Annotated in this window: 23 protein-coding genes, 1 pseudogene and 1 riboswitch; of the genes and pseudogenes, 18 read left to right on the forward strand and 6 right to left on the reverse strand. The window is 61.0% G+C overall.

Features of this window, described 5'->3' with window-relative positions; all coding sequences use genetic code 11:
- The first annotated feature begins 28 nt into the window (after positions 1 to 28).
- Positions 29 to 1,465, forward strand: a complete 1,437-nt coding sequence (locus tag VNS12_RS14930) for an aspartate kinase (protein ID WP_325488646.1) — start codon at positions 29 to 31, stop codon at positions 1,463 to 1,465.
- A 273-nt stretch (positions 1,466 to 1,738) separates the two neighbouring features.
- Here the strand turns inward: VNS12_RS14930 and VNS12_RS14935 are convergent, their stop codons facing one another.
- Positions 1,739 to 2,176, reverse strand: a complete 438-nt coding sequence (locus VNS12_RS14935; protein ID WP_325488647.1) for a recombinase zinc beta ribbon domain-containing protein — start codon at positions 2,174 to 2,176, stop codon at positions 1,739 to 1,741.
- 18 nt (positions 2,177 to 2,194) lie between these two features.
- Between VNS12_RS14935 and VNS12_RS14940 the strand changes: the two are divergent.
- Positions 2,195 to 2,320: pseudogene (locus VNS12_RS14940) on the forward strand (VapC toxin family PIN domain ribonuclease); the annotation flags it as partial.
- 263 nt (positions 2,321 to 2,583) lie between these two features.
- On the opposite strand, the gene VNS12_RS14945 reads toward VNS12_RS14940, so the two are convergent.
- The 4 genes from VNS12_RS14945 to VNS12_RS14960 all read right to left on the reverse strand — a co-directional run bounded on the left by VNS12_RS14945 (position 2,584) and on the right by VNS12_RS14960 (position 7,158).
- Complete coding sequence (locus VNS12_RS14945) at positions 2,584 to 3,018, reverse strand: hypothetical protein (protein ID WP_325488648.1); 435 nt, start codon at positions 3,016 to 3,018, stop codon at positions 2,584 to 2,586.
- A gap of 71 nt (positions 3,019 to 3,089) precedes the next feature.
- On the reverse strand, positions 3,090 to 3,920 hold the full coding sequence (locus VNS12_RS14950; RefSeq protein ID WP_325488649.1) for an SH3 domain-containing protein: 831 nt from the start codon (positions 3,918 to 3,920) through the stop codon (positions 3,090 to 3,092).
- Positions 3,917 to 6,184: a VWA domain-containing protein gene (locus tag VNS12_RS14955; RefSeq protein WP_325488650.1), complete on the reverse strand. Its 2,268-nt coding sequence runs from the start codon at positions 6,182 to 6,184 to the stop codon at positions 3,917 to 3,919. Before VNS12_RS14955 ends, VNS12_RS14950 begins: the two co-directional genes overlap by 4 nt.
- Complete coding sequence (locus VNS12_RS14960) at positions 6,181 to 7,158, reverse strand: hypothetical protein (protein ID WP_325488651.1); 978 nt, start codon at positions 7,156 to 7,158, stop codon at positions 6,181 to 6,183. The genes VNS12_RS14955 and VNS12_RS14960 overlap by 4 nt, the downstream gene beginning before the upstream one ends.
- Positions 7,159 to 7,350: 192 nt before the next feature.
- On the opposite strand from VNS12_RS14960, the gene VNS12_RS14965 reads away from it, so the two are divergent.
- From VNS12_RS14965 to VNS12_RS14975, 3 genes are read left to right on the forward strand one after another with little or no spacing between them, the layout of a single operon-like run.
- Entirely contained in the window at positions 7,351 to 7,866 is a 516-nt protein-coding gene (locus VNS12_RS14965) for a putative pterin-binding protein (protein WP_325488652.1), read from the forward strand.
- Positions 7,863 to 9,674, forward strand: coding sequence for a sensor histidine kinase (locus VNS12_RS14970; protein ID WP_325488653.1), 1,812 nt, complete (start codon positions 7,863 to 7,865; stop codon positions 9,672 to 9,674). The genes VNS12_RS14965 and VNS12_RS14970 overlap by 4 nt, the downstream gene beginning before the upstream one ends.
- Before the next feature lie 11 nt (positions 9,675 to 9,685).
- On the forward strand, positions 9,686 to 10,324 hold the full coding sequence (locus VNS12_RS14975; RefSeq protein ID WP_325488654.1) for a response regulator: 639 nt from the start codon (positions 9,686 to 9,688) through the stop codon (positions 10,322 to 10,324).
- Positions 10,325 to 10,421: 97 nt separating this feature from the next.
- Here the strand turns inward: VNS12_RS14975 and VNS12_RS14980 are convergent, their stop codons facing one another.
- Positions 10,422 to 11,096, reverse strand: a complete 675-nt coding sequence (locus tag VNS12_RS14980; protein WP_325488655.1) for a class I SAM-dependent methyltransferase — start codon at positions 11,094 to 11,096, stop codon at positions 10,422 to 10,424.
- A gap of 147 nt (positions 11,097 to 11,243) precedes the next feature.
- Positions 11,244 to 11,453: riboswitch (cobalamin riboswitch) on the forward strand.
- A gap of 365 nt (positions 11,454 to 11,818) precedes the next feature.
- On the opposite strand from VNS12_RS14980, the gene VNS12_RS14985 reads away from it, so the two are divergent.
- The 13 genes from VNS12_RS14985 to VNS12_RS15045 all read left to right on the forward strand — a co-directional run bounded on the left by VNS12_RS14985 (position 11,819) and on the right by VNS12_RS15045 (position 25,081).
- The gene (locus VNS12_RS14985) at positions 11,819 to 12,847 is read left to right on the forward strand and encodes an LLM class flavin-dependent oxidoreductase (protein ID WP_325488656.1); all 1,029 of its coding nucleotides are present in this window, start codon (positions 11,819 to 11,821) and stop codon (positions 12,845 to 12,847) included.
- Positions 12,844 to 13,842, forward strand: coding sequence for an ABC transporter substrate-binding protein (locus VNS12_RS14990; protein WP_325488657.1), 999 nt, complete (start codon positions 12,844 to 12,846; stop codon positions 13,840 to 13,842). The genes VNS12_RS14985 and VNS12_RS14990 overlap by 4 nt, the downstream gene beginning before the upstream one ends.
- 5 nt (positions 13,843 to 13,847) lie before the next feature.
- A complete protein-coding gene (locus VNS12_RS14995) occupies positions 13,848 to 15,017 on the forward strand; it encodes a FecCD family ABC transporter permease (RefSeq protein ID WP_325488658.1) in 1,170 nt (389 codons plus the stop codon).
- A complete protein-coding gene (locus VNS12_RS15000; RefSeq protein WP_325488659.1) occupies positions 15,014 to 15,790 on the forward strand; it encodes an ABC transporter ATP-binding protein in 777 nt (258 codons plus the stop codon). The genes VNS12_RS14995 and VNS12_RS15000 overlap by 4 nt, the downstream gene beginning before the upstream one ends.
- 178 nt (positions 15,791 to 15,968) lie before the next feature.
- The gene (locus VNS12_RS15005; RefSeq protein ID WP_325488660.1) at positions 15,969 to 17,120 is read left to right on the forward strand and encodes a PLP-dependent cysteine synthase family protein; all 1,152 of its coding nucleotides are present in this window, start codon (positions 15,969 to 15,971) and stop codon (positions 17,118 to 17,120) included.
- Between the two features lie 95 nt (positions 17,121 to 17,215).
- Positions 17,216 to 18,202, forward strand: a complete 987-nt coding sequence (locus tag VNS12_RS15010; protein WP_325488661.1) for a D-cysteine desulfhydrase family protein — start codon at positions 17,216 to 17,218, stop codon at positions 18,200 to 18,202.
- Between the two features lie 30 nt (positions 18,203 to 18,232).
- Entirely contained in the window at positions 18,233 to 18,712 is a 480-nt protein-coding gene (locus VNS12_RS15015) for a tripartite tricarboxylate transporter TctB family protein (RefSeq protein ID WP_325488662.1), read from the forward strand.
- A 24-nt stretch (positions 18,713 to 18,736) separates the two neighbouring features.
- A complete protein-coding gene (locus tag VNS12_RS15020; RefSeq protein WP_325488663.1) occupies positions 18,737 to 20,248 on the forward strand; it encodes a tripartite tricarboxylate transporter permease in 1,512 nt (503 codons plus the stop codon).
- Between the two features lie 28 nt (positions 20,249 to 20,276).
- Positions 20,277 to 21,059: an SDR family NAD(P)-dependent oxidoreductase gene (locus tag VNS12_RS15025; RefSeq protein WP_325488664.1), complete on the forward strand. Its 783-nt coding sequence runs from the start codon at positions 20,277 to 20,279 to the stop codon at positions 21,057 to 21,059.
- 10 nt (positions 21,060 to 21,069) lie between these two features.
- Positions 21,070 to 22,080, forward strand: coding sequence for a uroporphyrinogen decarboxylase family protein (locus VNS12_RS15030; RefSeq protein WP_325488665.1), 1,011 nt, complete (start codon positions 21,070 to 21,072; stop codon positions 22,078 to 22,080).
- Between the two features lie 21 nt (positions 22,081 to 22,101).
- Positions 22,102 to 23,094 (forward strand): Bug family tripartite tricarboxylate transporter substrate binding protein, encoded by a 993-nt coding sequence (locus VNS12_RS15035; RefSeq protein WP_325488666.1) that lies wholly within the window; start codon positions 22,102 to 22,104, stop codon positions 23,092 to 23,094.
- A 210-nt stretch (positions 23,095 to 23,304) separates the two neighbouring features.
- The gene (locus VNS12_RS15040; RefSeq protein ID WP_325488667.1) at positions 23,305 to 24,324 is read left to right on the forward strand and encodes a uroporphyrinogen decarboxylase family protein; all 1,020 of its coding nucleotides are present in this window, start codon (positions 23,305 to 23,307) and stop codon (positions 24,322 to 24,324) included.
- 43 nt (positions 24,325 to 24,367) lie between these two features.
- Positions 24,368 to 25,081 (forward strand): GntR family transcriptional regulator, encoded by a 714-nt coding sequence (locus tag VNS12_RS15045; RefSeq protein ID WP_325488668.1) that lies wholly within the window; start codon positions 24,368 to 24,370, stop codon positions 25,079 to 25,081.
- Positions 25,082 to 25,129: the final 48 nt, after the last annotated feature.

Genomic DNA, 25,129 nt, shown 5'->3' on the forward strand with positions numbered 1-25,129 from the left:
CATTCAAACCACCAGAGATAAATCGACGATGCAACATCCTCACACCGTGGAAAAGATCGGCGGGACTTCCATGTCGCGCAGTCACGAACTGCTCGACACCATATTCAAGCGCAAGGACAGCGAACTCTACAACCGCGTTTTTGTCGTTTCAGCCTATGCGGGGATGACCGACCTTCTCCTTGAGCACAAAAAGTCCGGTGAGGCGGGTGTTTATGGGCTATTTGCGAGCGCCGAGGGCGGATCTCAATGGAATGAGGCTCTTTCGGCAGTAGCTTCGACAATGGAGCAAAAGAACGCTGATATCTTTCCCGATGCTGCACGCCGTGAGGAAGCCGATCGCTTCATCCGCGAGCGGATCGAAGGCGTGCGTTCCTGTCTTGTCGATCTGTCCCGGCTGTGCTCGTTCGGTCATTTCCAGCTCGAATCCCACCTTCTCACGGTGCGGGAAATGCTTTCTTCTCTGGGCGAAGCGCAGTCGGCATTCAACACGGCGCTGCTACTCAACCAACACGGGGTGAATGCACGCTTCGTGGATTTGACGGGTTGGCGCCAAGATGGCGCCTTGCCGCTCGATGAACACATTGCCAACCAGTTCAAGCAGATTGACCTGTCCCGCGAATTGCCCATCGTAACCGGCTACGCGCAATGCACCGAACAGCTGATCAAGACTTATGATCGCGGCTATTCAGAGGTCACGCTTTCGCGGGTTGCGGTCGTCACCGGCGCGTCCGAGGCGATCATTCATAAAGAATTTCATCTGTCTTCAGCCGATCCCCGGCTAGTGGGGACGGACAAGGTGCGTGTGATCGGGGAAACCAACTATGATGTAGCCGACCAGCTTTCCAATATGGGGATGGAAGCGATCCATCCCCGCGCTGCCAAATCACTCCGGCAGGCAGGGATTCCGCTGCGCGTCACCAATGCGTTCGAGCCTGACCACCCCGGCACGGTGATCATGAGCGATCTGGCACCCACAAGGCCAGGTGCGGAGATTGTAACGGGGCTCAAAGGCGTCTTTGCACTTGAGTTCTACGATCAGGACATGGTCGGCGTGAAAGGGTATGACGCAGGAATCCTTGCGGCCCTGACGCGACACAAGGTGTCGATCCTTTCAAAAACGTCGAACGCCAATACCATCACCCACTATCTCAAAGGGTCGATGAAGGCGATCAAGCGGGTCGAGACCGAACTGGCTGCGTCCTTTCCCACTGCAACGACCACGTTGCGCAAGCTCGCCGTGGTATCGGCAATCGGTCGCGATCTTTCCGGCGCCCGCATTCTCGCGCGGGCAATTGAGGCTCTCGATGAAGCAGGGATCGAGCCAGTGGGGATTACTGACATGGTGCGCAAGGTCGATCTGCAGGTCATGGTCGAGGAGGATGATTTCGAGAGGGCGGTGATCGCCCTGCATAGGGGCCTCGTGGAAAAAAACAATAAACCCGTCCCGGTCAATTGCGCCGCCTAAACAGTGTGCCGAGCATATTTTATGCTGGACTTTTCGATTTCAGGCCCAGTTCGTCATAGAATAGGCTTAGTGGCGCGCTTCTAAGCCACGAAGCGCCCGAACCTGACTGGGGGTATTCGTGTGCTACGGTCCTCCGCTACCACCATTACAGTCCTAGGCGGTTCACCGGGCTTGCGGTGTTGCATGTTCAAGATTTCCGCCAATTTCTCGACAAGTCGTAGCTCGTACTTCCTGCGCACCTCGCTTGGATGGACTTTGATCACTTGCACCATATCACGCAGGTGATTGCCGGCTTCGATCCGATCGTTCCCCTCCGGTGATCGCCTCCGTGCACTGGAACTGCCGCTTGATGCCTTCGATGATACGATGCTCCAGATCGGCAACACGCACGGTCCGGTTATTGTTGCACGTGCCCTTGTCCCGGTGCGCGGCGCAGCCGAGCTGGTCCTTGCTCTTGACTGTGAAAGAGGCATCGTAGCAGCCGCACCGCACGAGGCCCGAGACCATATGCTCGGGTCGGCGCGCCATGCGTTTGTGCACACCGCCATAGGCTTTCTTCCGCGTCTGGACTGCATCCCAAAGGTCGTTGTCGATTATCCGCAGATTGGGAGCTTCGACGATCTGCCACTCCTCGGGCGGGTTCGGCCGTGAAAGCCGCTTCCGCCGAAGAGCCTCCGCCTGCTCTTCGTCGATCTCGCGCAGTCCGCGCACCGGCTCGCCACGCTCGTCCGCAGCGCGCTGGATATGATCATTGCCGCTGTCGCCGGTGCAAACGACTGCGTGATCGTCACGGACAACGAGCGCGATTTTCAGGGGCTCGAGATCATCAATCCGCTATGCGGTGACAAGTCCTAGTCGGCCTCGATCGGGCCATCGGCGCCACGATGCCCCGGCCTGGAGGCAGCCGTCGGATGTTCCACTATCTGGTCTCCCTCTGCGCCGCGATGCGAAGTGTCCGCGCAATGTGAAAAAGTTATGGCGGAAAATGCAGCGGGATGGGTTTGATGTTGGCTGATGCAGCGAGGCGAACTTCTATGTCGCACCAGAACAACTAGCCACGGTCGCCTAGTTAAACCAAACAGCCCCGGAAATCCCCAGGCGGTTCACAATCCACTGGTTTACGCGTCGCAGTCGATCCTCAAGTTGGCATTGGCATCGACGCGGTCACCCTGCTCATCGACGAGAACCAGGCTGGACACCGAGATGACCTTGTCTGAAACATCGATGGTGAATGTCTCCGATGTATACTGACCCGCCCGAAGTTGTCGGTCGGACGTTTTGAAAGGACCATCGACACCGAGTTCGATGATAATCTGGTTCGCGATAGAGGACAGTTCGAAATAGAATATTTCTCCGTCCGGGGCTGTGCCGGGGCCGCCGATTTCAATGTCGAGGACGCCGTCTTCGTAGTGAACGCCGCAACTGCTCGGTGTGAATTGATATATGCCCATTGACGTATCGAGCACCCCCGATGCTGTGATCGCAGTGTCGGAAGTCGCTGATTGAGGGCTTTCCGCTTGCGTGGAGCACCCGGCCAAAAACAACAGTGACAAGATAGCCAAGCCGGTACTGAAGGCTCTCGACCTCCTATTCGAAGTAATGCTCACGGGATTTTGGCTCCGGTTCATGGATAGGACCAGCCCTCATGCTCGACGCGAAAGATGCGCAGCGGCGCACCAGCTTTGGTGGTATCGGCGCGAAGATAGAAAACCGCGCGTTGCGGCTGGCCGAAATTGGTGAAGTCGACATTGATGGTGATCATGCCGCGAAACATGGGCTGATCGGGGTCGGGCATCGGCTCCCCGACGGCGCCGTCGAAATCCTGCGCGCCATAGAGCGGATGTGCACCGATATTGCCCGAGGCCAACAAGGCCACGATGTCCTCAGTGAAGTAATTGTGGGCCACCGATGGGTCGAACGCGCTGGCCATGCCGCCACCCTCGGCCATGAACTCGCGTTCGTAGATTTCGCGCACCAGATCCTGTGCCTGGGCCACGGGATCGATATCGGGGTCCGCCGCATAAGGCTCGGGCGGGGATTGCACCGGGTGGGTGCTTGACCGCTCTGTCCGGCCCGGCGTGGCGATGGTATCGTCGGGGGTGATATAGCGCTGAGCCACCCAACCGGCTTTACTCAGGGAGGCATTGCGCATCAGGCACCAGCGCGCCGGCAGCGCATCGAGCTGCGCTTGGGTCATCCGCTCGTAAATGGCGGGTGTAAAATACGGGACGCAGGTGATCTGGATCAGGCCGCGCTCATTGGGGGCGAAAGTCTCGATCACCGGATAATTCGTGCCCGGCCCCATGCGCGCATTGAGCACGTCGTTTGCCGAAACGCCGGTGACGCGCCAGGCATCCGGCCCGTGTCCGTCGATCTCGGCCCGGGCCGATGGTGCAGCAAGGGCCAGACCGATCGCCAAGGTTGCGACCAGCGCCGTTCGCAGACTATTCATCATGGCAGCACCTCCACCACCGACCGCCCGAGCACCGCGCGGCCCGCTACGTCCAGAAAGCGTACTTCGTAAGTGCCAGCCGTGTCAGGCAGGATCATTTCCAGACTGTTGCGACCGATGGCGCTCTCGGCGCTGATCCAGCTAAAGTCGGCCTGATCGGTGCGGGCGAGCGTCACCCGCTGATCGGCGCTGTCGGCCTCGCCGGTCCAGCTCACGGTAATGGTTGCGCCCGGCTTGCCGGTCGCCGGCACCACCAGCCCGGCACCATCGTCGAGCGGAGCATTGGCGGCCAGCACCTCAAGCGGCTGGCGGGCCATAACCCGATTGCCGCGCTCCAGCTGATAGCGGATCTCGTAAAGTCCCGGTTCAGCGGGCGCGGTCATCCGGCCCTCGCTGGCGTCACCGATGCGGAGATAGTCGGCATATTGACCATCCTCGGCAGCGGCGGGAACGATGGTGATATAGTCGCGCGGATAGATGGCACCGCTCCAGGTCAGCGCAACGTCCGCTCCGGCGCGCACCCGGTCCGGGCCGCTAACGGTGACATTGCCTTCCAGGACTTCGATGGGAGTGGTGGCCAGTACCCGGCCGCTGCCCTCCATCTGCAAACGCACTTCATAGAGGCCCGGTTCGGTCGGAGCCCGCAGACGCCCCTCGGCCTTGCCTTCAAGACGGGCATAATCAGTGTAGGTGCCGGCGTCGGCTCCCGCAGGGACAATGGTGACGTAATCGCGGGGATAGAGCCCTTCGGCCACCCAGGTTACCGCGAATTCGGAGCCGACCAGAACCTGGGCGGGGGCCGAGACGGTCACGTCCGTGTCCACCACTTCGATCGGGGTGGTGGCCAGTACCCGGCCGCTGCCCTCCATCTGCAAACGCACTTCATAAAGACCCGGCTCGGCGGGGGCACGGAGGCGTCCTTCGGACTTGTCTGCGATGCGGTGATAATTGGTATAGGAACCCTCATCAGCACCGGCGGGCACGATGGTGACGTAATCGCGGGGAAAAAGCCCCTCGGCCACCCAGGTCACGGCAAATTCGGAGCCGACCACAACCTGGGTCGGGGCGCTGACCGAGACCGCGATATCGACCACTTCAACCGAGGTGGTCGCCAGAACCTCGCCAGCGCCAGCGGTCTGGAGGCGCACTTCATAAAGACCCGGCTCGGCCGGGGCGCGCAGACTGCCCTCGCTGGCGCCATCAACGCGATCATAATCGGTATAGGCACCCGCTTCGGCGCCGGCGGGAACGATGGTAACGTAATCGCGCGGATCGAGTCCCTCGGCCTGCCAAGTGACAGGGAAGGCCGAGCCGACCACGATCTGGGACGGGGCGCTGACACTGGCCAGGGGCAGGGTCGGCTGCGGTTCCGCAAAGACCATCACATAGGTCTGGGGCTCTCCCGCGAAAATGCTCAGTTGCGCGGTCTGCTCGCTTTCCAGCACGACATGGTACCCGGTGATATTCCAATCGCCAGCCGGCAATTCGGCGACGCCGGGATTACCCTCCAGCTCGAAACTGTCTTCGCCAGCGTTGAAGGTCCACACGAAAGGGGTTTCGACCAGCGATCCGACCTCGCCATCCATCACCGCATGCAACGTCAGTTCTGTCGTGGCGGGAACGGCGATCGGGGGCGCGGCAACGACCTGTTGCAGCGCTTCGGTCAGCTCCGCGGCATTATCGGCGGTGAGGAAGCGACCGCCGGTTTCCTCGGCAATGCATTGCATCTGCAGCAACGCCTCGGCCTCGCCCTTGACGTCGAAGCCGATGACATGGGCAGTGAAGTCGATGCCCGCCTGCTCCAATGCCCGGGCGGCGGCGCAGGGGTCGGGGTTGCAGGTTTCGATGCCGTCCGACACCAGAATGACGGTTGCCGCCTGCTCGGTGTGACGCAGCGCCTGTGCCGCTGTAATGACGGCATCGGTCATCGGCGTCATGCCGCGCGGGTTCAGCTCGTTGACGATCTTGATGATGTCATGAGCGGTGCCGGGGGCCGGTTCGATCACGGTCTGGATATCGGAGCATTGGCCGCGCTCACGATGACCATAGGCGACGAATCCCAGATTCTGGTCTTCGGGGAAATCGGCCAGAATATCGGCGACGACTTCGCGGGCGATGACGATCTTGTTCACCCCGTCGATCTGGCCCCACATCGAACCGGACGCATCGAGCACCAGAATGGTTCCGGGCTGCTCCTGCGCTATCGCGGGCACCCCGGCGGCAGTGAGGGCAAGGGCGGTTACGGCCGCCGTCAGCAAGGATTTCATGCGATTTCTCCGTTGCGCGCAGCGGGCGTGGCAACACCGCCGGTAATGCGGGCCTTGAGCTTGCGGAAATGCGACGACATCTGTTCCAGCCTCGCCTCCCATTCCGGGTCGGGTTGCTGGCCCTCGATAGTCTTGAAATAGACCTGCATCAGGCAGGTTATGGCGAACGGCTCCAGCAGCGCGGCCTTGACGCTCCATGCAAACAGCAAGGCGAAGACGAAGCCTCCTGCCGCCCATGCACCGGGCATCAGATAGACGACGAGAGCTGCCGGGGCGAGCATGACGAGGAAAACCACAAAGCTCAGCAGATAGACGATGACCGCCAGCCAGGCAGCGTTCTTGAGCATGATTTTGTAGTTCTGGCCATAAAGGACCAGTGCTTCCTTGGCGGAGCCCCAGGGATCGGTCGAGCGGGTGCGGATCGCATGGGCAAGGATGATCTCGTCGATAAAACCGACAGCAACGCGCAGGAAGGCATGCAGGATGCCCGAAACCTGGCGCACACCCGGCAGCGGAAGGATCGAGAGAATGCCACGCACTAGTCCGGTAATCGCGCCGATCACGCCCTTGATGAGCTGGTCGATGGCAAACAGCACGCTCGCCTGTACGAAGCGCTGTTTCACCACTGCGGTGGCATGGGTGATCTGGGATTTTCCGTCCGGTATGGGCTTGCCGTCGATCAGTTCGACCAGAACGGCGATATGCCCGGCCTTGACGATGTAGAGGATGTATTCACGGGCCCAGTACATGATGGCGCCGAAGATGCCGAACCCCATGACACCGCCCCACAGCGTCGAGTTCGCCTGGAACCCTTCGTCACCGAAGCCGCCGACCCCATAGCCGACGCCGGCCCCGGTTCCCGTCACCAGAACATAGCCAATAGCGATGCCGAAATAGACTGCCATGCGCAGCACGATAAACGGCATGGTGCGCGCCATCATCGCCAGCGCGCCGCCGATACTGAAATCCCACATGTGGCTCTCCGTAGTCCCTGCTCCTTGAAGCCTAGCAGGAGAAAAGCCGACGCGCCCCGTTCGTTTGAATAGGGACATGGAGGAGAACTGCGCTATAAATGGTCAAAATAGCGCAGCAGCCAGAAGAAGCAGGAGAACAGGCTGCCGGCATAAAATCGATCGAGAATGTTGTTGGGGGAGCAGCGAACCGATTTGCAGGGATTTTTCATAGCAGCAATGGTCTCCGCGTCGCTTTGTCTTTCGGCGACCGCACAGGCTCGCGATCTTTCAGACTTGCCATCTCCGGAAGGCCCAATCCTACTTGATGTCGGCGGCGCTCTTTCAAGGACCAATTCCGGCGACGCGGCGCATTTCGACATGGAGATGTTGAAGGCACTTCCAGCCGTCCGGCTGGAAACGGCCACGGCTGTGACCGATGGGGTGCGCCGCTTCGAGGGTTTCCTGATGCGGGATCTGCTGGAACTGGTCGGCGCGCATGGTTCCACCGTGACGGCGAGCGCTCTCAACGACTACGCGATCGACATTGCTGTCAGCGAGTTCGACCGCTACGACGTCCTCGTCGCCTATGAGATGGACGGCGAGCCGCTGCTGCCCAGTGACAAGGGGCCGCTATGGATCGTCTATCCGCGCGACCAGCACGCCGAGCTTCAGGACATCCGCTACGATTATCGCTGGGTATGGCAGTTGCGATGGCTCGACATCAAATGAGCAGGTCGGTTCGCACTTTGCTGGGCGTTGCTCTGCCGCTTCTGGCTATCGTCATCTTCGTAGTGCTGCTGGCGTTCTCCCTGCTGCGCCTGTCCACCATCGAGCGCGACATGCGTATCGAGGCGACGCAGAATATGCTGTGGGTGATCTCACGGGCGCATGTTTCGAGCCTCCAGCTCAGCGACACCGCCACCGAGCGGGCCACGGGGAATGTGGATCGCGCGCAGATGGACTTGCGCTACAATGTCTTTCTGAGCCGCCTGGCACTGCTCGATGACGGGCCGCAGCGCCGCCGGATGAAAGACCTTGGCTTTAGCGGCGCGCTCGATGACCTGCGCGGCAACCTGTCCGAACTGGGTTCGCTTGTGATGGAGGCCAAGCCAGAAGACCTGCCGCGTATCCGGGCGATCCTGCTGCCCTACGACACGGCGCTGGGGCGAGCAGCCAACAAGGCGATGGTCGCCGAATGGGACGATCTCGGCAATACGCTGGACGCGTCGCGCGAGCAGCTCTGGCAGATCGTCGTCTCGCTGATCGGCATATCCGTTGCGGGTGCAATTCTCTGCATTCACTTCCTGCTGGCAATACGAGACGCAAGACTGCGCACCCGCCTTCTGGACAAGGAGAAGGCATTTTCCCAATTGCTCATCGGCTCCAGCGGCGAGGGCATCATTGCTGTCGATCTCGACTGCCGTTGTACGGTCTGGAATGAAGCTGCCGAACGACTGTTCGGCAAATCCGGCGCCCTCACGATTGGCATGACGCTTGGCGACGTTTCCGGCTTTTTTCAGATCGACAAGATCGAACGAGCCATCGGCAACGCCCTCGGCGGGCAATCTGCTGCGCTGCTCGACCAGCCATTCTTTCCACCCGGACAGGCCGAGCCCCTTTATGTTGATCTGAGTTGCTTTTCGTTGCGTGATGGCCCAGGCATTATCGGCTCGATCCTGCTGGTTTCCGACGTTACGGAACGGCGGGCTGCGCAGCGGGAGATTGCAGACCATCGTGACCATCTGGAGCATCTGGTGCAGGCCCGCACTCAGGAGCTTGACGCGGCCCTGAAGCGCGAACGGGCGACGGCCGAGCTTTACCGCAATTTCGGCACGATGATCTCGCACCAGTTCCGCACCCCGTTGGCCATCGTCGATTCTGCGCTGCAACGCCTGATGCGGCGGAGCGACAGGCTGGCGCCGATGGAAGTGCAGGAACGGGGCAGCAAAGCCCGCGAGGCGATCGCCCGCCTGGTCAGGCTTGTCGAAAGCACACTCGACGCTGCCCGCCTCGATGCCGGCCAGATCGAAATCCGCAGTCAGCCTTGCGATCTCGGTCAACTGGCCGCCGACATCTGTGCCCGGCAGGGCGAGCAAATGCCTGAGCGGCGGATTGCGGTCGAACGTCCCCAACCAGGGTCCGCGATCGCGCTGTGCGACCCGATTCATGCGGAAAACATTCTTGTCAATCTTGTGTCCAACGCCGTGAAATACTCACCGCCGCGAACAGCGATTGCTGTTGTCGTCGCGGTAAATGGCGAAAGGGTCGAATGCGCAGTCACCAATCATGGGAGGATTGCTTCGAAGGCCGAATGCAATGCTGTATTCGAACGCTATTTTCGCGGCCAAAACGCCGAAGGTCATCCCGGCATCGGTATCGGCCTCTATATGGCCAGAGCGCTCGCGCGGATGCAGCATGGAGATGTGCAACTGAGCCACAGCAGCGATGATCGGATCACCTTCACTCTGATCCTCCCGCAGCCGGACGCGGTTGAGATGGACAGTCGATCATCCTCTGTCCGCGCGGTGCCGGCATGATGGAAGCCGCCATGCCTCGTGGAACCGCACCCGTCATTCTGTGCGTCGAGGATGAAGCAGATCTGCGCCGGGACATTGCCGATGAACTCGCCGAAGGCGGGTATGTGGTTATTGAGGCCTGCAATGGCGAGGAAGCTCTTGATCTGCTGCATATGAACCGTCCCGACCTGATCCTGTGCGACATTTCCATGCCGGGGCTCAATGGGTACGAGATATTGAACGCGGTGCAGGCAAAGGGTTCGGATCATGCCGATATCCCCTTCGTGTTCCTGTCGGCGCTCGGTGACCCCCGCGAAATCGTCGAGGGCAAGCGTCTCGGAGCAGACGACTATCTGGTCAAGCCGATTGACTACGACCTCCTGCTGGTCACGATTCATGCGCGCTTGCGCCAGATAAAGCGCTTGCGATCATCATCGCCTGCCTCCGGTACCGGCATTGATGACGAAGCTTCCGGGTTCGGGCTGACGGGGGCCGAGATGCGCGTGGCTCGGGCGTTGAGCGAAGGCCGGTCATTGCGGTTGATTGCCAAGGATTTCGGGATTTCCCGGACCACTGTGGCCTTTCACGTGCGCAATATCTTCCAGAAGACAGGGACAACGCGACAGGCTGAACTGGTTGCACTGTTACTCCGCTCGGCGGGACGGCTGTAACCGCTGCCGTAAACGCCTTCGTCGCAGCCGTGCTCGACGGTCTGCGGCCCGGCCTTGTAACGCCCGAGCGCATGCCGCATCTGTCCGCATTCAACGATCAGGCGTAGCCAATCCAGCCCCTGAAGCTCAGGCCTGCGTAAAACAGGCTGACATCGGTGAACCCGGCCTCGCGCAGCATCACTTCGTCTTCTTCTGGTGAAAGAATGGACAGTCTGGTCTTGATGGCCGCGATGGCGTCGTTGGTCCTGGCCTTGTCCATCCCGGCAAAGGCGACATGCCGGGCGGCCCAGATCGAGCGATAGGGCTCGGCCTGGGGAAAGCTGATATGGGCGACGGCGAACGGGGCTCCCGGGGCCAGGCGGCGATGGATCTCGCGCAGGGTGTGCAAGCGGTGCTCACGCGGGACGAAATGAAGGGTCAGCAGGCAGACGCCGCCATCGAACGGCCCTTCCGGGGCGGTGTCGATATAGCCCTGGTGGAGGTGTATGCGCGCAGAATGCGGTCCTGCGATCTGTTGCGCTGCGCGCAGCATGTCAGCTGAGGGATCGACGCCGTCGAACGTCCAGTGGGGATGATCGTCGGCGAGGGCCCTGAGCTCCAGGCCGCCGCCCGCGCCAAGGACCAGAACACGGCCTTTCGGGGGTACGTGCTCTGCCAGCAGCATTGAGGTCATGCGATGGAGGTCGGCAAAGCCAGGGACGAGGCTGGGGGTTCTGTCTGCGTAGGACCGTGCATGGTCGGCCTCGAATGGCTGGGGGCTGTCGGTGCGCATCGGGCTGTCCTCGCTCGCAAATATTCTGCCGGCCGATCCTGACATTGGCGACGCCCAATGTGAACGGCTCAATTGAAACCGGCCCTTTGAAAACGGGTCGGGCGCGTGCGATTGGCAGATTGGGGTTGAGAACCCTTCCGGCATATGCGATCAGGAACCTGCTTTGGTTCCGCCAAGTGAAGTGCGGATTAAAAGGGAACACGGTGCGGACGACCCATTAGGGGCCAATGCCGTGGCTGCCCTCGCAACTGTAAGCGGCAAGCGTTTTGCCACCACGTCACTGAACACTCATTCGGGAAGACGGTAAACGCGTTATGAGCCGCGAGCCAGGAGACCTGCCCAGGCACACACCATGAAGCCGGACGAGGTGTTCCGGCGGGGCAGGATATGATTATGCGATCTCTTCGCAGGCGCCGGACCGTCTCTGCATCCCATTCCTGGGTTGTAGGGGTTCATGCGGCCTGAAAGTTCTTTTCAAGTCAGCTCGAAGTGCTTGGACCGCCAGGGTTTTGGCGGGGAGAGCGGCTGGCTTTGTGCGGGAAAAATCGCGCAAGCCCGTCGCCCAAACAGCATCTCGCCACAGGAACATGCAGAAAACCTGAAACTTCGTGCAGGTTTTCGGGCGGGCGGCTGGATAGCGTCATCGCGCGAAAAATTTATCGCCGAGGCAGTTCAAGCGATCCTCGGCAAGACACTGGTGCGAGAGGGCTGCGGGGGCGTCGATGCGCGTTGATATTGCCGGTTTCACGCGGGGATCAAAAGTTCTGGATCATCGCGCCGTCATGGATTTTTGCTGCCGCATGGATGCGCTTGGCTATGACGGCATGTGGTTCAACGAGTTCCATTTTCAGCAACCGCCCGATCCGTATCCCTCCACCCTGCTGCTTGCCTCGGCCATTCTGGCTCGAACCGAGCGGATACGGGTGGGAACGTCGATTGTGGTGCTGCCGCTCTACCATCCGTTCCTGCTCGCCGAACAGGCGGCGCAACTGCATGCCCAGAGCGGGGGGCGGTTTGACCTCGGCGTTGGCCGGGGGACCCATCCGACAACCTTGCAGGCGCTGGGTATCCCGGCGGAGGAAACCCGCGATCGCTTCGGGCAATCGCTGGATGTGATGCTGTCGGCGTGGCGGCAACCCACGTCGGTGCCGCAAGACAGCGTCTGGCCGCCGTCTTCGGTGGCGGTCGGGCCCATGCTGGCCGAGGGCGACAGCATTCCGGTTTACATCGCCGGATCGACGCCGGAAACGGTGGCGATCGCCGTGGAAAACGACATGCCCCTGCTGCTCAGCCTGGAGCCCAACGAGGTGCGGCAGTTGCGGACCTATGATGACCTGGCCGGACGGGCAGGCGGTCCGTATCCGGCGGATTTTTCCATCTCGCGCTATGTGATGATCGGGGAGACGCGCGGTGCTGCGCTCAGGGCGGTGGATGAATTGCTACCCCGGCTCTACGAACGCCGGTTGCGCTATGCCCGCGCACAACATCGCGATCCTGCAACCGTCATGCCGATCGATCGGGACGTGTTCCTGTCCGAGCAGATGATCGCCGGAGACGCGCGGGATTGCATCGATCAGCTGACGGCCCTTCGGGATCGGACAGGCATCGACAGCATCAGGCTGATTTTCAACTGCAATGGCGAAATTGCAGAGGAGCGGGCCGACGCAATGGCCACGCTGTTCGGACTTGACGCGCTGCCCGCCCTTCACGCTTTGCCCGCCCTTTCACCCAAAACGGAGATATCCCGGTGAGACTTTTACGAAACGCCACGCCTTTTGTTCTGGCCGCAGTGTCGGCAAGCCTGCTTGCGAGCGCGCCTGCCGTCTCTCAAGATGGCCACTTCCCGTATGTCGACGACAATTGCGGGGTGGTGACCACCTATGACGCGGCACCGGAGCGCGCCGTTACCCTGTCCAACAACGCCACCGAGTTGATGCTTGCGCTGGGGCTGGATGAGCGGATGGCGGGGACGTCATACATGGCCAATCTCAAGATCAGCCCCCAGTATGAAGAGGCCTATGCCCAGATCCCCATCATCTCGCCGTTGGTTGCCACCACCGAAGAGCTGATCGAAGTCGAAGCCGATTTCGTCTATGCGGGATATCCGGATGGGTTCAGTGAATCGCGCCACACCCGCGATCAGCTTCACGATCTGGGCATGAAGACGCGGCTGAACGTCGAAGGCTGCAACCTCGGGGCTTTCGGGTTTTCTGAGCTTTTTGCGGAGATCCAGTCGGTTGCCGATATTTTCGGCGTGACGGAAAAGGGCCATGAGGTGATCGGGGATTTGCAGGCGCGTCTGGATGACGTTGCGCAGACCATCGACGGGCGCGAGCCGATCCCGGTCTTTATCTATAATGGCGGCGACACCACGCCCAATGCCGTTCTGGGCAACACCCTGATGTCCCAGGCCGTGGCGGCGGCGGGCGGCGAGAATATCTTTGCCGAAGTCGCCAACCGCTATGGTCAGGTGAGCTGGGAACAAATCGCCGAACGTGAGCCCGAATACATCGTTGTTTTCTATTCGGGAACGGCCAGCGGGCAGCTGGTGGAAGATCCCGATACGGAACTGGGGCAGGCGCGGGTCGATACCCTCAAGGCTACACCGGCCATCGCCAATGTGCCGGCTATCGTCAACGATCGCTTCATCCTGATCAATTCGGTGCAGGGACAGCCCGGCCCGAGCACGCTCGATGCGGTTGAAGCCTTTGCCAAGGCGTTCCATCCCGACGCGTTTGCGGAGTAACCCATATGCATGACCTTCGGCCGGACATTTCGGATCGGCGCGATCACGGCGAGCTTCTGGTTCTGCTGCGATCGGCGTCCTCAGCTCCGGCCGAAGGGATCGATACGCCATCGCGGCCGCCAAAGGCCAGCGAGGCGAAGCTGCCCTATGGCGTGGTCCTTGTCCTGCTCACCGTGTTGCTGGTGTTTCTCGCGGTTCTGGGACTGATGTTCGGGTCGGTCTCGGTTCCCGCTCCCACGGCCATGGGTGTGCTGATCAACTGGGTGACCGGGCACGAACTCATTCCCGTCACCTGGCGGCACGTTTACGAAACCATCATCATCCAGACGCGCTTGCCGCGTGTGCTCCTGGCCGCTGCCGTTGGTGCAACGCTCGCAGCCACGGGCATGACCATCCAGGCGATCGTCCGAAACCCGCTCGCCGGGCCAAGCATTCTGGGGGTTTCCAATGGCGCTTCGACCGGGGCGGTCATTGTCATGCGGTGGGGGCTGATCGGATTTGGGGCGTTCACGCTTTATATTTCTGCCTTTGTGGGGGCCCTTGTCACCTTGATGATCGTGTTCTGGGTGGCGCGGGCGGGTGGACATATCACGCCGACCCGGTTGGTGCTGGCCGGCATCGCCATGAGCGCCGTGCTCAGTGCATTGACCAGCCTCCTGGTCCTCACTTCGCCCGACCCCCAGCTTGCATCGCGGGTCTTGTTCTGGACCTTGGGCGGGTTTGCCTCGGCGCAATGGAAGCTGCTGCCGTTGCCGGTGTCGGCCATGGTGATCGGATTGGGGATCATGCTGTTTCAGGCGCGCAGGCTCAACCTGCTCATGGCCGGGGACGAGAGCGCGACAGCGCTGGGCCTCGATGTGCACCGGTTCCGCCAGTCGATGTTCATTCTGACCGCGGCATTAACCGGGATGATGGTGGCGGTATCCGGGGTGATCGGGTTTATCGGGTTGATCGTGCCCCATATCGTCCGCTTTCTGGTTGGAGCGGATCATCGGCGCGGCCTGCCGACGGTGGCTCTGGTGGGGGCCTGCTTTGCCATTGCCGCCGATCTCATCGCGCGTGCGGTGATCTCGCCCCTCGAACTGCCGGTCGGGATCATAACCGCGCTGGTCGGCGGCCCGTTCTTTATCTGGCTGCTGCGACGCGATGCCAAAGGGCAGGGGCACCCCGCATGACACAGATACAGCCCGGAACCCTGACGCTCGACCGGGTGAGCTATGCGGTCAATGGCAAGACGCTCGTGCGGGACATTTCCCTGGAGGTTGCGCCCGGCGAGATGATCGGCCTGCTCGGCCCCAATGGTGCGGGCAAGTCGAGCCTGCTGCGCACTATCTATCGCACCAACCGCCCCAGCGCGGGGCGGGTCCTGATCAACGATGAAGACATCTGGAAGCGGTCGGCGAGTTGGGGCGCAAGGCAGGTGGGTGCCGTGCTTCAGGATATGCCGGCAGACTTTCCGCTCACGGTCCACGATGTCATCGCCATGGGCCGGTCGGCGCATAAACGGCTGCTGGAGCCGGATAACGATCACGATCGGCGGCTGATCGCTGCCGCTCTGGCGCTGTTGCAACTGGAGCCGTTTGCGGACCGGTTATTCCGGTCGCTGTCGGGCGGGGAGCGCCAGAGAGTGCTGGTGGCCCGCGCCCTTGTGCAGCAGCCCTCGATTCTCGTGCTCGATGAGCCCACCAACCACCTTGATATCCACCACCAGATCAACCTGCTGCGCTTTGTGCGCAATCTGGGCATCACCGTCATCGCCGCGCTGCACGATCTCAACCTTGCCGCGATGTTCTGTGACCGGCTTTGCCTGTTGCACAATGGGCAGATGCAGGCCTGCGGGACGCCGGAATCGGTTCTGTCGGAAGAAAATCTCGCCGACGTGTTCCGTATCGATGCGACGCTGACCCGCAATCCCCGGACGGGCACCGTCTGGATCATGCCCGCCTGAACGCACGCTCCGTCCGTGTCACCCCGTGCTGCCCAAGGCATCCCGGCTGCGCCTTTGTGCGCCGTCAAACCCTCATGTTCGCCCGGACCTGTGCAGGCCAAAATGCTTGCAACCTAAGATGTATGGACAAAATAGGATGGTATGCTAACTTTAGGAGATAAATAAGAAGGATATTGCGTTGAGCGACGTCATTGTAGAAACGGACCGGTTGTGGGTCAGGCGGGCGGTGGAGACTCTTGAGGCTGAGGGCGGGCGGTCGTCGGACACTCGGTTGATTGCGCTCCCGCTGTCGGGCTTTGAGGGGATCGAGTTTTATTTCAAGGACGAATCGGCGCATCCGACCGGAAGCCTGAAGCACCGGCTGGCGCAGTCTTTGATCGTTTACGGCATCTGCAATGGCCTTATCGGGCCCGATACGGTCCTGGTCGAGGCGTCGTCGGGCTCCACGGCAGTCAGCGAAGCCTATTATGCGCGTTTGCTCGGGCTGAAGTTTTATGCGGTGCTGCCGCGGTCGACCAGCGCAAGCAAGGTCGAGGCTATCCGCGAGCATGGCGGGCATATTCACTTCGTTGATGATCCTGCAGCGATCTATCAGGAAGCGCAGGCCCTCGCTGAGCGGGAAAACGGGTATTATCTGGACCAGTTCACCTATGCGGAGCGGGCAACCGATTGGCGCGGCACCAGCAATATCGCGGCCTGCCTGTTCGAGCAGATGGCGCAGGCGGGGCATAAGGACCCCAAATGGATGATCATGAGCGCGGGGACCGGGGGCACCGCCGCAACGATTGGCCGCTATATCCTTTATAACGGCCTGTCGACAAAGCTGTGCGTTCCCGATCCGGAGCATTCCGCGTTCTTTGACGGCTGGGTGAACTGCGATCCGGACGCTGTGTTTCCGCGCGGCTCGCGCATCGAAGGGATCGGGCGTCCCCGGGTCGAGCCCTCATTCGTGCCCAATGTCATCGACGCCATGGTCAAGATACCGGACGCGACCTCGATTGCGGCGGCCCACGTCCTGTCGGGCCTGCTTGGCCGGCGGGTGGGTGCTTCGACCGGCACGAACTTCATCGGTATGCTCTGGGCTGCCGATCAGATGCGCCGCAACAACGAGCGCGGCCCGATTGCCACCTTGATCTGCGACCATGGCGAACGGTATGCCGACACCTATTACAGCGATACCTGGCTCGACCAGCAGGGCTTCGATATCGCTCCGGCCAAAGCCATGATCGAGCGGTCGATCGAGATCGGGCAGATGGCGCCCGACCTGATCCTGGGCCGGCATGAAAAAGCCACCCCTGTCGAGCTGGCCAACAATTTATGCACGGCCTGAGAACGGGTTGATACAAGCAGCGCACTGTAATGTTGACATGTCAGGAAGATGCGCTAACATTTCAATCTGTTTAAACTTTGCGGACCCGTGTCATCGTGCCTAAAATTCACCTCGTCGATACCACCCCCCTCATCGCGCTCAACAGGCTGGAGCAGCACCTCGGTGGCAAGCATACGATCTTGCTCAAGCGCGACGATATCGGGGGTATCGGCGGCGGCGGGAACAAGCTGCGCAAGCTGGAATATTCGGTTGCGGAAGCATTGGCACAGGGCTGTGACACGCTCATTACGTTCGGTGCGCTCCAGTCCAATCATGCCCGGCTCACCGCGGCGGTTGCGGCTCATTGCGGCCTCGATTGCGTGCTTATCCTGAGCAAGCGGGTTGACCGGCAGGATGCTTTCTATACCGAGAGCGGGAATGTCCTGCTCAACGACCTGCTCGGCGCTGACATCCATGTCCTCGAAGACGACCAGGACCCGCTGGCGCGTGCAGACGAGTTCAAGGATGCGCTGGTTCGGCAGGGCCGCAAGCCCTATGTGATCCCCTTCGGGGGCTCGGACGCGCTGGGTGCGCTTGGCTATGCCGATTGCGCCCAGGAGATCGCGCAGCAGGCGGAAGGCCGGGGCATCCGGGTTGACCACATAGTGCATGCGAGCGGCTCGGGCGGCACGCAGGCCGGGTTGATTGCCGGATGCGAGCGGTCGCTGACAGGCGCACGGGTTCACGGGATCAGCGTTCTGGCGCCGGCGCCGGCGCTGCAAGAGACCGTGCACACCATTGCCAACGGTGCCCGGGAACGGCTCGGGTTGCCGCTGGGCGAGAAGGCAACGGACGTTATCGTTGAAGACGGCTTCATTGATGGCGGATATGGCGTCGTCAATGAGCAAACGCTCGACGCCGTCCGTCTTCTGGCCGAAACCGAAGGCATCTTGCTCGACCCCGTTTATACGGGCAAGGCATTCGCCGGCCTATTGCACCTCCTGCGCACGGAAGAGATTCCGCAGGGCGATACGGTCGTATTTCTCCATACCGGCGGGATGCCGGGCATTTTTGCTTACACGTCGGCTTTCAAGGCGGCGTGACAGATATCTGCTCAAGGACCGGGAGGTAGTATGAGCGACGCTGAGCACAAAGAATCAAACAGGCGCGGCCAGGATGTCGTTGCCGGGGGCTTTCTGGCTTTACTGGGGGTTGGAGCTTCCTACATTTCCCTGAGCAGTCTGTCGCTGGGGACGATAGACCGCATGGGGCCGGGCATGTTCCCGCTCGCTCTTGGGGTATTGCTGTTCGTGCTCGGGCTGGCGATGGCGATGCCATCGCTGCTCAAGGGTGGATTTTCCAATCCGCTCAAGAAGCTGGACGTGCGGTCGTTTATCTGGATCAGCCTGTCCATCCTGCTTTTTGCCGCGACCATCCCGTATTTCGGTCTCGTGCCGGCGGTAACGCTGGTGGTTGTCTCTTCCAGTCAGTCTGACAGGGTCAACGGTCCTGTTGCCCTTATCAGCCTCGCCACGGTGCTCTCGCTGCTGACCTATCTCACCTTTGCGGTTGGGCTGGGTCTGAGAATGCCGCTGTTTGCCTGGCCCTGGTAACCCCCAAGATCGTGAAGCGCTAAGATGTCAGAATTTCTTGCAAATATTTCGCTTGGGCTCACCACGGCCTTAACCCTCAACAACCTGCTGTATTGCGCGATTGGCGTGACGCTCGGGACGCTTGTAGGGGTCATTCCCGGAATCGGTACGCTGGCAGCGATGTCGCTGCTGTTTCCGCTGACCTTCTATCTCGATCCTATTGCCGGGCTGGTGATGCTTGGCGGTATCTATTACGGCACCACTTATGGCGGCTCTACCGCCTCCATTCTGCTCAACCTGCCGGGAACGCCGTCCAACGCCGTCGTCTGTTTTGACGGTTACCCGATGGCCCAGCAGGGCCGGGCCGGTGTCGCCCTGTTCATGACCACGATCGCCTCCTTCGTCGGAGGGTCGATCGGTATCGTGGTCATCATGCTGTTCTCGCCGTTTGTTGTCTCGGTGGCCCTGGAATTCGGCTCGGTCGAATATTTCCTTCTGATGCTGGTGGGGCTTCTGGCTTCCGCCGTGGTCGCCAACGCAGCGCCGATCAGGGGCATCGCCATGGTGGTGCTGGGGGTTCTTCTGGGACTGGTAGGCGTCGACATCAACAGCGGTGCACCGCGTTTCACCTTCGGCACGTTCGCGCTCCTGGATGGGATCAGTCTTGTTGCCTTGGCGATGGGCCTGTTTGGTGTCTCGGAAATCATGGCGAGTGTCCGGGGTCTGAAATCGGCCAAGGTCGAAAAAAACATCTCCATGCGTACGATGCTGCCGACGCGCGACGATTGGCGGCGGACGCCGATGCCCATGGTGCGCGGCGCAACCATCGGCTCATTCCTTGGCGCATTGCCCGGAACCGGCGGAATTCTGGCGTCTTTCATGGCTTATGCCTTGGAAACCCGGGTCGCCAAGGAACCGGAACGGTTTGGCAAGGGTGCCATCGAAGGCATCATGGCTCCCGAGACCGCGAACAACGCGGCAGACCAGACGTCCTTCATTCCCACGCTGGCCCTCGGCATCCCAGGCACCGCAAGCATGGCGCTGATGCTGGGCGTGCTGATGATCCACGGCATTTCGCCCGGCCCCACGCTGATGGTGCAGCGGCCCGAGTTGTTCTGGGGCGTGATCATGAGCTTCTGGGTGGGCAATATCTTGCTGCTCGTCCTCAATATCCCGTTGATCGGGGTGTGGATGAGAATCCTGACCATCCCCTATCACATCCTGTATCCGTCGGTTCTGGTTCTCGTTTGCATCGGGGTTTATTCGGTCAACTACAGCGTCCTCGACGTAGCATTTGTCTGCGGTTTCGGCGTCCTGGGGTATTTGATGCGGACCCTGGACTTCCCGGCAGCGCCGTTGCTGCTTGGCTATGTGCTCGGACCCCTCGTGGAGCAGCATTTCAGGCGCGCCATGGTGCTTTCCTATGGCGAATTTTCAACCTTCGTTGGCTCCAAGCTCAGCATTTCGCTGCTCGCGATCGTCGCAGGAATTCTCCTGTACGCCCTCTGGCGGTCATGGCTGTCCTTCAAGCGCCGGCCCGCGCTTGCCAGCAAGTGACATTGATTTCGGTATTCGAGGATCTGGTATGAATTTTGGAATTGAGGGCAAGCGTGCTCTGGTCTGCGGTGCAAGCCGCGGCATCGGGTTCAGCTGCGCGGAAATGCTGGCTGCGGAAGGCGCAAATCTCGTGCTGGTGGCGCGGGGTGCCGAACGGCTCGAACAGGCCGCCGAAGAGCTCAGGAGCCGGTTCGATGTCGACGTCGAGACGCTTGCGGTCGATCTGAGCGGCACCGAAGGGCGTCAGCATGTCATCGCAAATTGTGGTGCAGTGGATATTCTGATCCACAATGGCGGCTGGCCGGTCGCCGACCGCGATTTCCGCGAATGGACCCACGACGAGTGGATGGCGGCGATCGATGCGATGATGATGGCGCCGATCGAGTTGATCACCGGCGTCGTGGACGGCATGATCGAGCGCCGCTTCGGGCGGATCGTTGCGATCACCTCGCGCTTCGTCAAAGAGCCGACATTGCGGCTCTCCCAGTCAGTGGGATCGCGGCTGGGCCTGACCGGTTTCATGGTGGGCCTGTCCAAGGAAGTTGCGCCCTACAACGTGACCGTCAACACCACGCTTCCCGGCATCATCGAAACTGAGACGCAAGTCGAATTCGGCCATCGCCTGGCGGCGGCCGCGTCGAAAACGTTCGAGGAAATCTGGCACGAGCGCGAGCAGACCAACTCCGCCAAGCGCTTTGGCACGCCGGAAGAGTTCGCATCACTGTGTGTCTATCTGTGTTCGCGTCAGGCCGGGTTCATCACGGGTCAGAATATCGTCTGCGACGGCGGCGGCTATCCCGGTGTTTTGTAAGGGAGTGGAAATGAGTAACAAGATCGAGCGTATCAAGGCGCTGCTGGCCGGCGAGCGCGTCCATCCGCCGGTGGCGAGCTTTTTCGGCCACAAGCATGCCCTTGAGCAGAGCCCGGAAACGCTGGTGCCCCATCTCATCGAGCAGAACAAACTGTTTGGCTGGGATTTCATCAAGGTTCAGAGCAGGGCCACCTATTACGGCGAAGCCTGGGGTTGCGAGCACATCTTCGATGCGCAGCAGGGCCCGGTGATGGTCGATCACGTCATCAAGGACGCCGCCGATTATTTTACGCTGCCCAAGCTCGACATCACGCAGGGACCGTTGGCCGAGCACGTCCGCGTTGCCGAAGGGCTTGCAGCGGACATCGATGACGGCACGCCGCATGTTCATACGGTGTTTGCCCCGCTGACGATCCTCAACCGTCTTGGTGGCGCCCAGCGGCGCACCGAAGACGAGACAAATCGGCTGCGGGTGGAAATCGAACAGCATCCCGACGCCATCCGGGCGGGGCTGGAAACTGTCACGGCGACCCTCGTCGAGTTCGTGCGGGCGCTGATCCGCGCTGGCGGCGACGGCATTTTCATCACGACGACCGGGTGGGATGCCGACCATTTCGCGCCGGACCTTTATCGTGAATGGGCAGAGCCCTACGAACGCCGGCTGTTCGAGGCGGCCAGAGACGAAGGGGCGTGGCTGAACATCATCCATGCCTGTCGGGCCCATACCCATTTCGACATCGTGAAAGACTATCCGGTCGAGGTCATCAGCTACGACGCCTTGTCCGGTCGCAATCCCACGATCGCCGAAGCACGGGAGCTCACCGACAAGGTGCTCTGGTCCGGCATCGACATTCAAACGCTCGCGTCAGGGGATGTGGAAAAACTGCGGGACGAAGTGAGCGCCGCTCGTGACGCCTCGCAGCAATGGGAGCGTTTAATACTGGGACCGACCTGTGCAGTCCCACCTTCAGCGGATCCTGATCTTCTTCACGAAGTCAGGCGTCTAAGTTCAGAGCAATAAGTGCAATAGGAGAGAAGCGCTATGCGTGATAAAATGGGAAAAGTGCTTATCGGCGTCGTCGTCAGTGCGGCAACGAGTGTCGCGGCGATTCAGGTGGCTCAGGCCGCTGACAACTATCCCCAGCGGCCGATCACCATCGTGGTGCCGACGGGGCCGGGTGGCGCTGTTGACATCAACAGCCGCATCTATGCCGCCAAGCTCACCGAAATCCTCGGTCAGCCCGTTGTGGTCGAAAACCGCGCCGGCGGTGGCAGCCTGATCGGAACCGGCTATGTGGCCAATTCGGCCCCTGACGGATATACGCTGCTGGCAACCACCCCCACCATCACGATCGCCCCGTCCATTCGTGACAACGTGCCGTACGATCCGATCGACAGCTTCGAGCCCGTCGTCCAGCTGTACAGCACCTACGGCCTTCTGGGTGTGCGCAGCGACCTGCCCGTTGACACCGTCAACGAATATATCGAATACGCGCGTGAAAATCCGGGTGCCATCCGTTTTGCCGGTACTGGCGGGCTGGGCGGCATCAACCACATGTGGGGTGAGTGGCTGCACGCTGAGACTGATACCGAAGCGACGTTCGTCGGATATCAGGGCGGCGCGGAAGCCATGGGCGATATGATGGCCGGTCGCGTCGACGCCACCATCGCCAGCGTGTCCTTCATGCAGCCCTACATCGAAACCGGCAGCGTCAAGCCGCTGGCGATCGGTGCCGAAGAGCGCACGGAAGCCTTCCCCGATGTGCCGACTGTGGCGGAATCCGGCGTTCTGCCCGAGTTCAACGCCGTGTACTGGGTTGGCTTCTTTGCCCCCGCCGGCACACCTGCAGACATCGTTGAGAAGCTCAACGATGCCTTTGTGCAGGTTCTCGCGACCGACGAAGAGCAGGCGCGCATGGCCGAACTGCAGCAGATTCCCGTTGGCAATACCCCTGCGGAGTTTGCAGAAGTCGTCCAGCAGGAAGTCCAGCAGTGGAAGCAGGTTGTCGAGAAGGCTGACATCAGCCTCGACTAAGACCGGACCTGCAAGCTTGCAGGTTTTGCTATAAGCAGGTGAATGGGTCCCGGGCACAAGCAATTGTCCGGGGCCCGTATTGGCGTGATGAACGGCCACTGCGCGGGCCGTTTGTAGAGCAGAGGCTCTAACGCTTTGTTTTATCGCGCTTCCGAACCGGAAAGCCGGTTCCGCCGTGGCTGGAAGCGCCCCAGAAATTCCGGAGCAAGAATGAAAAAGAGAGATCGCATTTCGTCAGCAATTGCCGGGGCTCCGGTTGATCGGGTTCCGGTTTCTGCCTGGGGGCATTTCTTTCTCGATGAGGTTGAACCAGTTCGGTTCGCTGATCGCATGGTTGCGTTCCAGCAGGAGTTTGACTGGGATTTCCTCAAAGTTCATGCTCGCGCGAGCTACCATGTCGAGCCGTTCGGCTTTGCCTATGAGCCGTCCAAGGCGGCGGAAAAGGGCCATGTGCTGACCCATACGCCGGTTGTGCACCCGGAAGATTGGCTAAAACTTCGCCCCGCGCCGCTTTCGGCTCCGGCATTTCAGGAGCAACTGGACGCCCTCGCGCGGATGCGCAGCCAGTTGCCCGATGATGTGCCGATCATCATGACTGTGTTCACGCCCCTCGATATCGCCGACAAGATGCTCGACAGAAATGCCGCGCAACTTGCCGAGCACATCAAGACCGCGCCCGAAGCCGTTGGCCATGCCTTGTCGGTTTTTTCCGAGACCCTCAAACCGTTTGTCAGCAAGCTGGTGGAATTCGGCGTTGACGGTATTTTCTTTTCGACCAAATGGGCCAATGCCGCCAAGCTCACCCCGGCAGAGTATCGCCGCCTGTGCCTGGCGCATGATCTCAACATGATGTCTCCTGCCGCGTCGCTGCCGTTCAACATCCTGCATGCGTGCGAGAACGAGGTTTTTCTCGATACCTTCCGCGATTATCCCACGTCGGTGCTGCACTGGGACGATAATGGCGCCCACAATCCAAGCCTGCGTGCGGGCCGGGTGTCGACAGGCCTGTGCGTCAGTGGCGGCGTCGATGCGCGCACGCTGGCCGAGGAGGGCCCCGATGCGGTGGACGCCAAGGCGGTTCGGGCAATCGTCGATACCGGCGGGACGGGGATGATCCTTTCGCCGGGCTGCTCGCTGCGCGTGGCAGCGACGTCGAGCGAAAACCTCAAGGCGCTTCGCGCCGCGCCCGAAAAGGCGGCTCGCCTGTTGTCCCAGTCAGGCACTGCCTGAATCGGGGCAACCCGGTTATAGGTGGTTGGGTGGGGGACGGAGCATGACGGACGGTGCAGTGCTGGATCAGGTTGAGAACAAGGAGCCGTTGCAGGACAGGGCCTACAGGCTGTTGCGCAAGGCCATCTGCCGCGGCCAGTTCGCACCGGGCACCATCCTGAGTGAGAACCACGCTGCCCAGACGTTCGAGCTGACAAAAGCACCGGTGCGCTCGGCGCTGCGGCGTCTGGAGCACGAAGGCTGGCTTACCGTCTCCGCCCGCCGCGGCTATGAAGTCCGGCCGATCACGCTGCGCGATACGCAGGATATTTTCGGGCTGAGAAAGATTGTCGAACCCCAGGCGGCGTTCATGGCGACCGGGCGCATGACGCCCGAGCGCCTGACCGAACTTGAGGGGTTTTCCGGCGTCAGCTATCTGGCCGATGTGAGTGCAGAGGATAATAACGAGCTGTTTTTTGCCGCCAACCGCGCATTCCATGTTGGAATCGCGCAAGCGACGGACAATCTGCGCCTCGTCCAGATCATCGAAAACCTGCACGACGAATGCGACCGCATCCTGCGGTTTGGCATGCAGCATCTGAACTGGTCGATCGACTGGCAACACGGACACGAAGCCATCATCGACGCCATCCGGGCGGGCGACGCTGCCGGGGCCCAGGACATCGCGCACCAACAACTCGCAACCTCCGAGCGCATCGTGACCGAAGCGCTGATGCAAGGCGTTGCCGACCTGCCGATCGGATCGTCTAGGGATTGAGGGCAGGTGATGCGTGAGTGAGGGCCAGGCAGTTCGCGCTTGCGGACC

The sequence above is a fragment of the Pelagibacterium sp. genome, from assembly GCF_035555455.1.
In the GTDB taxonomy this organism is placed as follows: Bacteria; Pseudomonadota; Alphaproteobacteria; order Rhizobiales; family Devosiaceae; genus Pelagibacterium.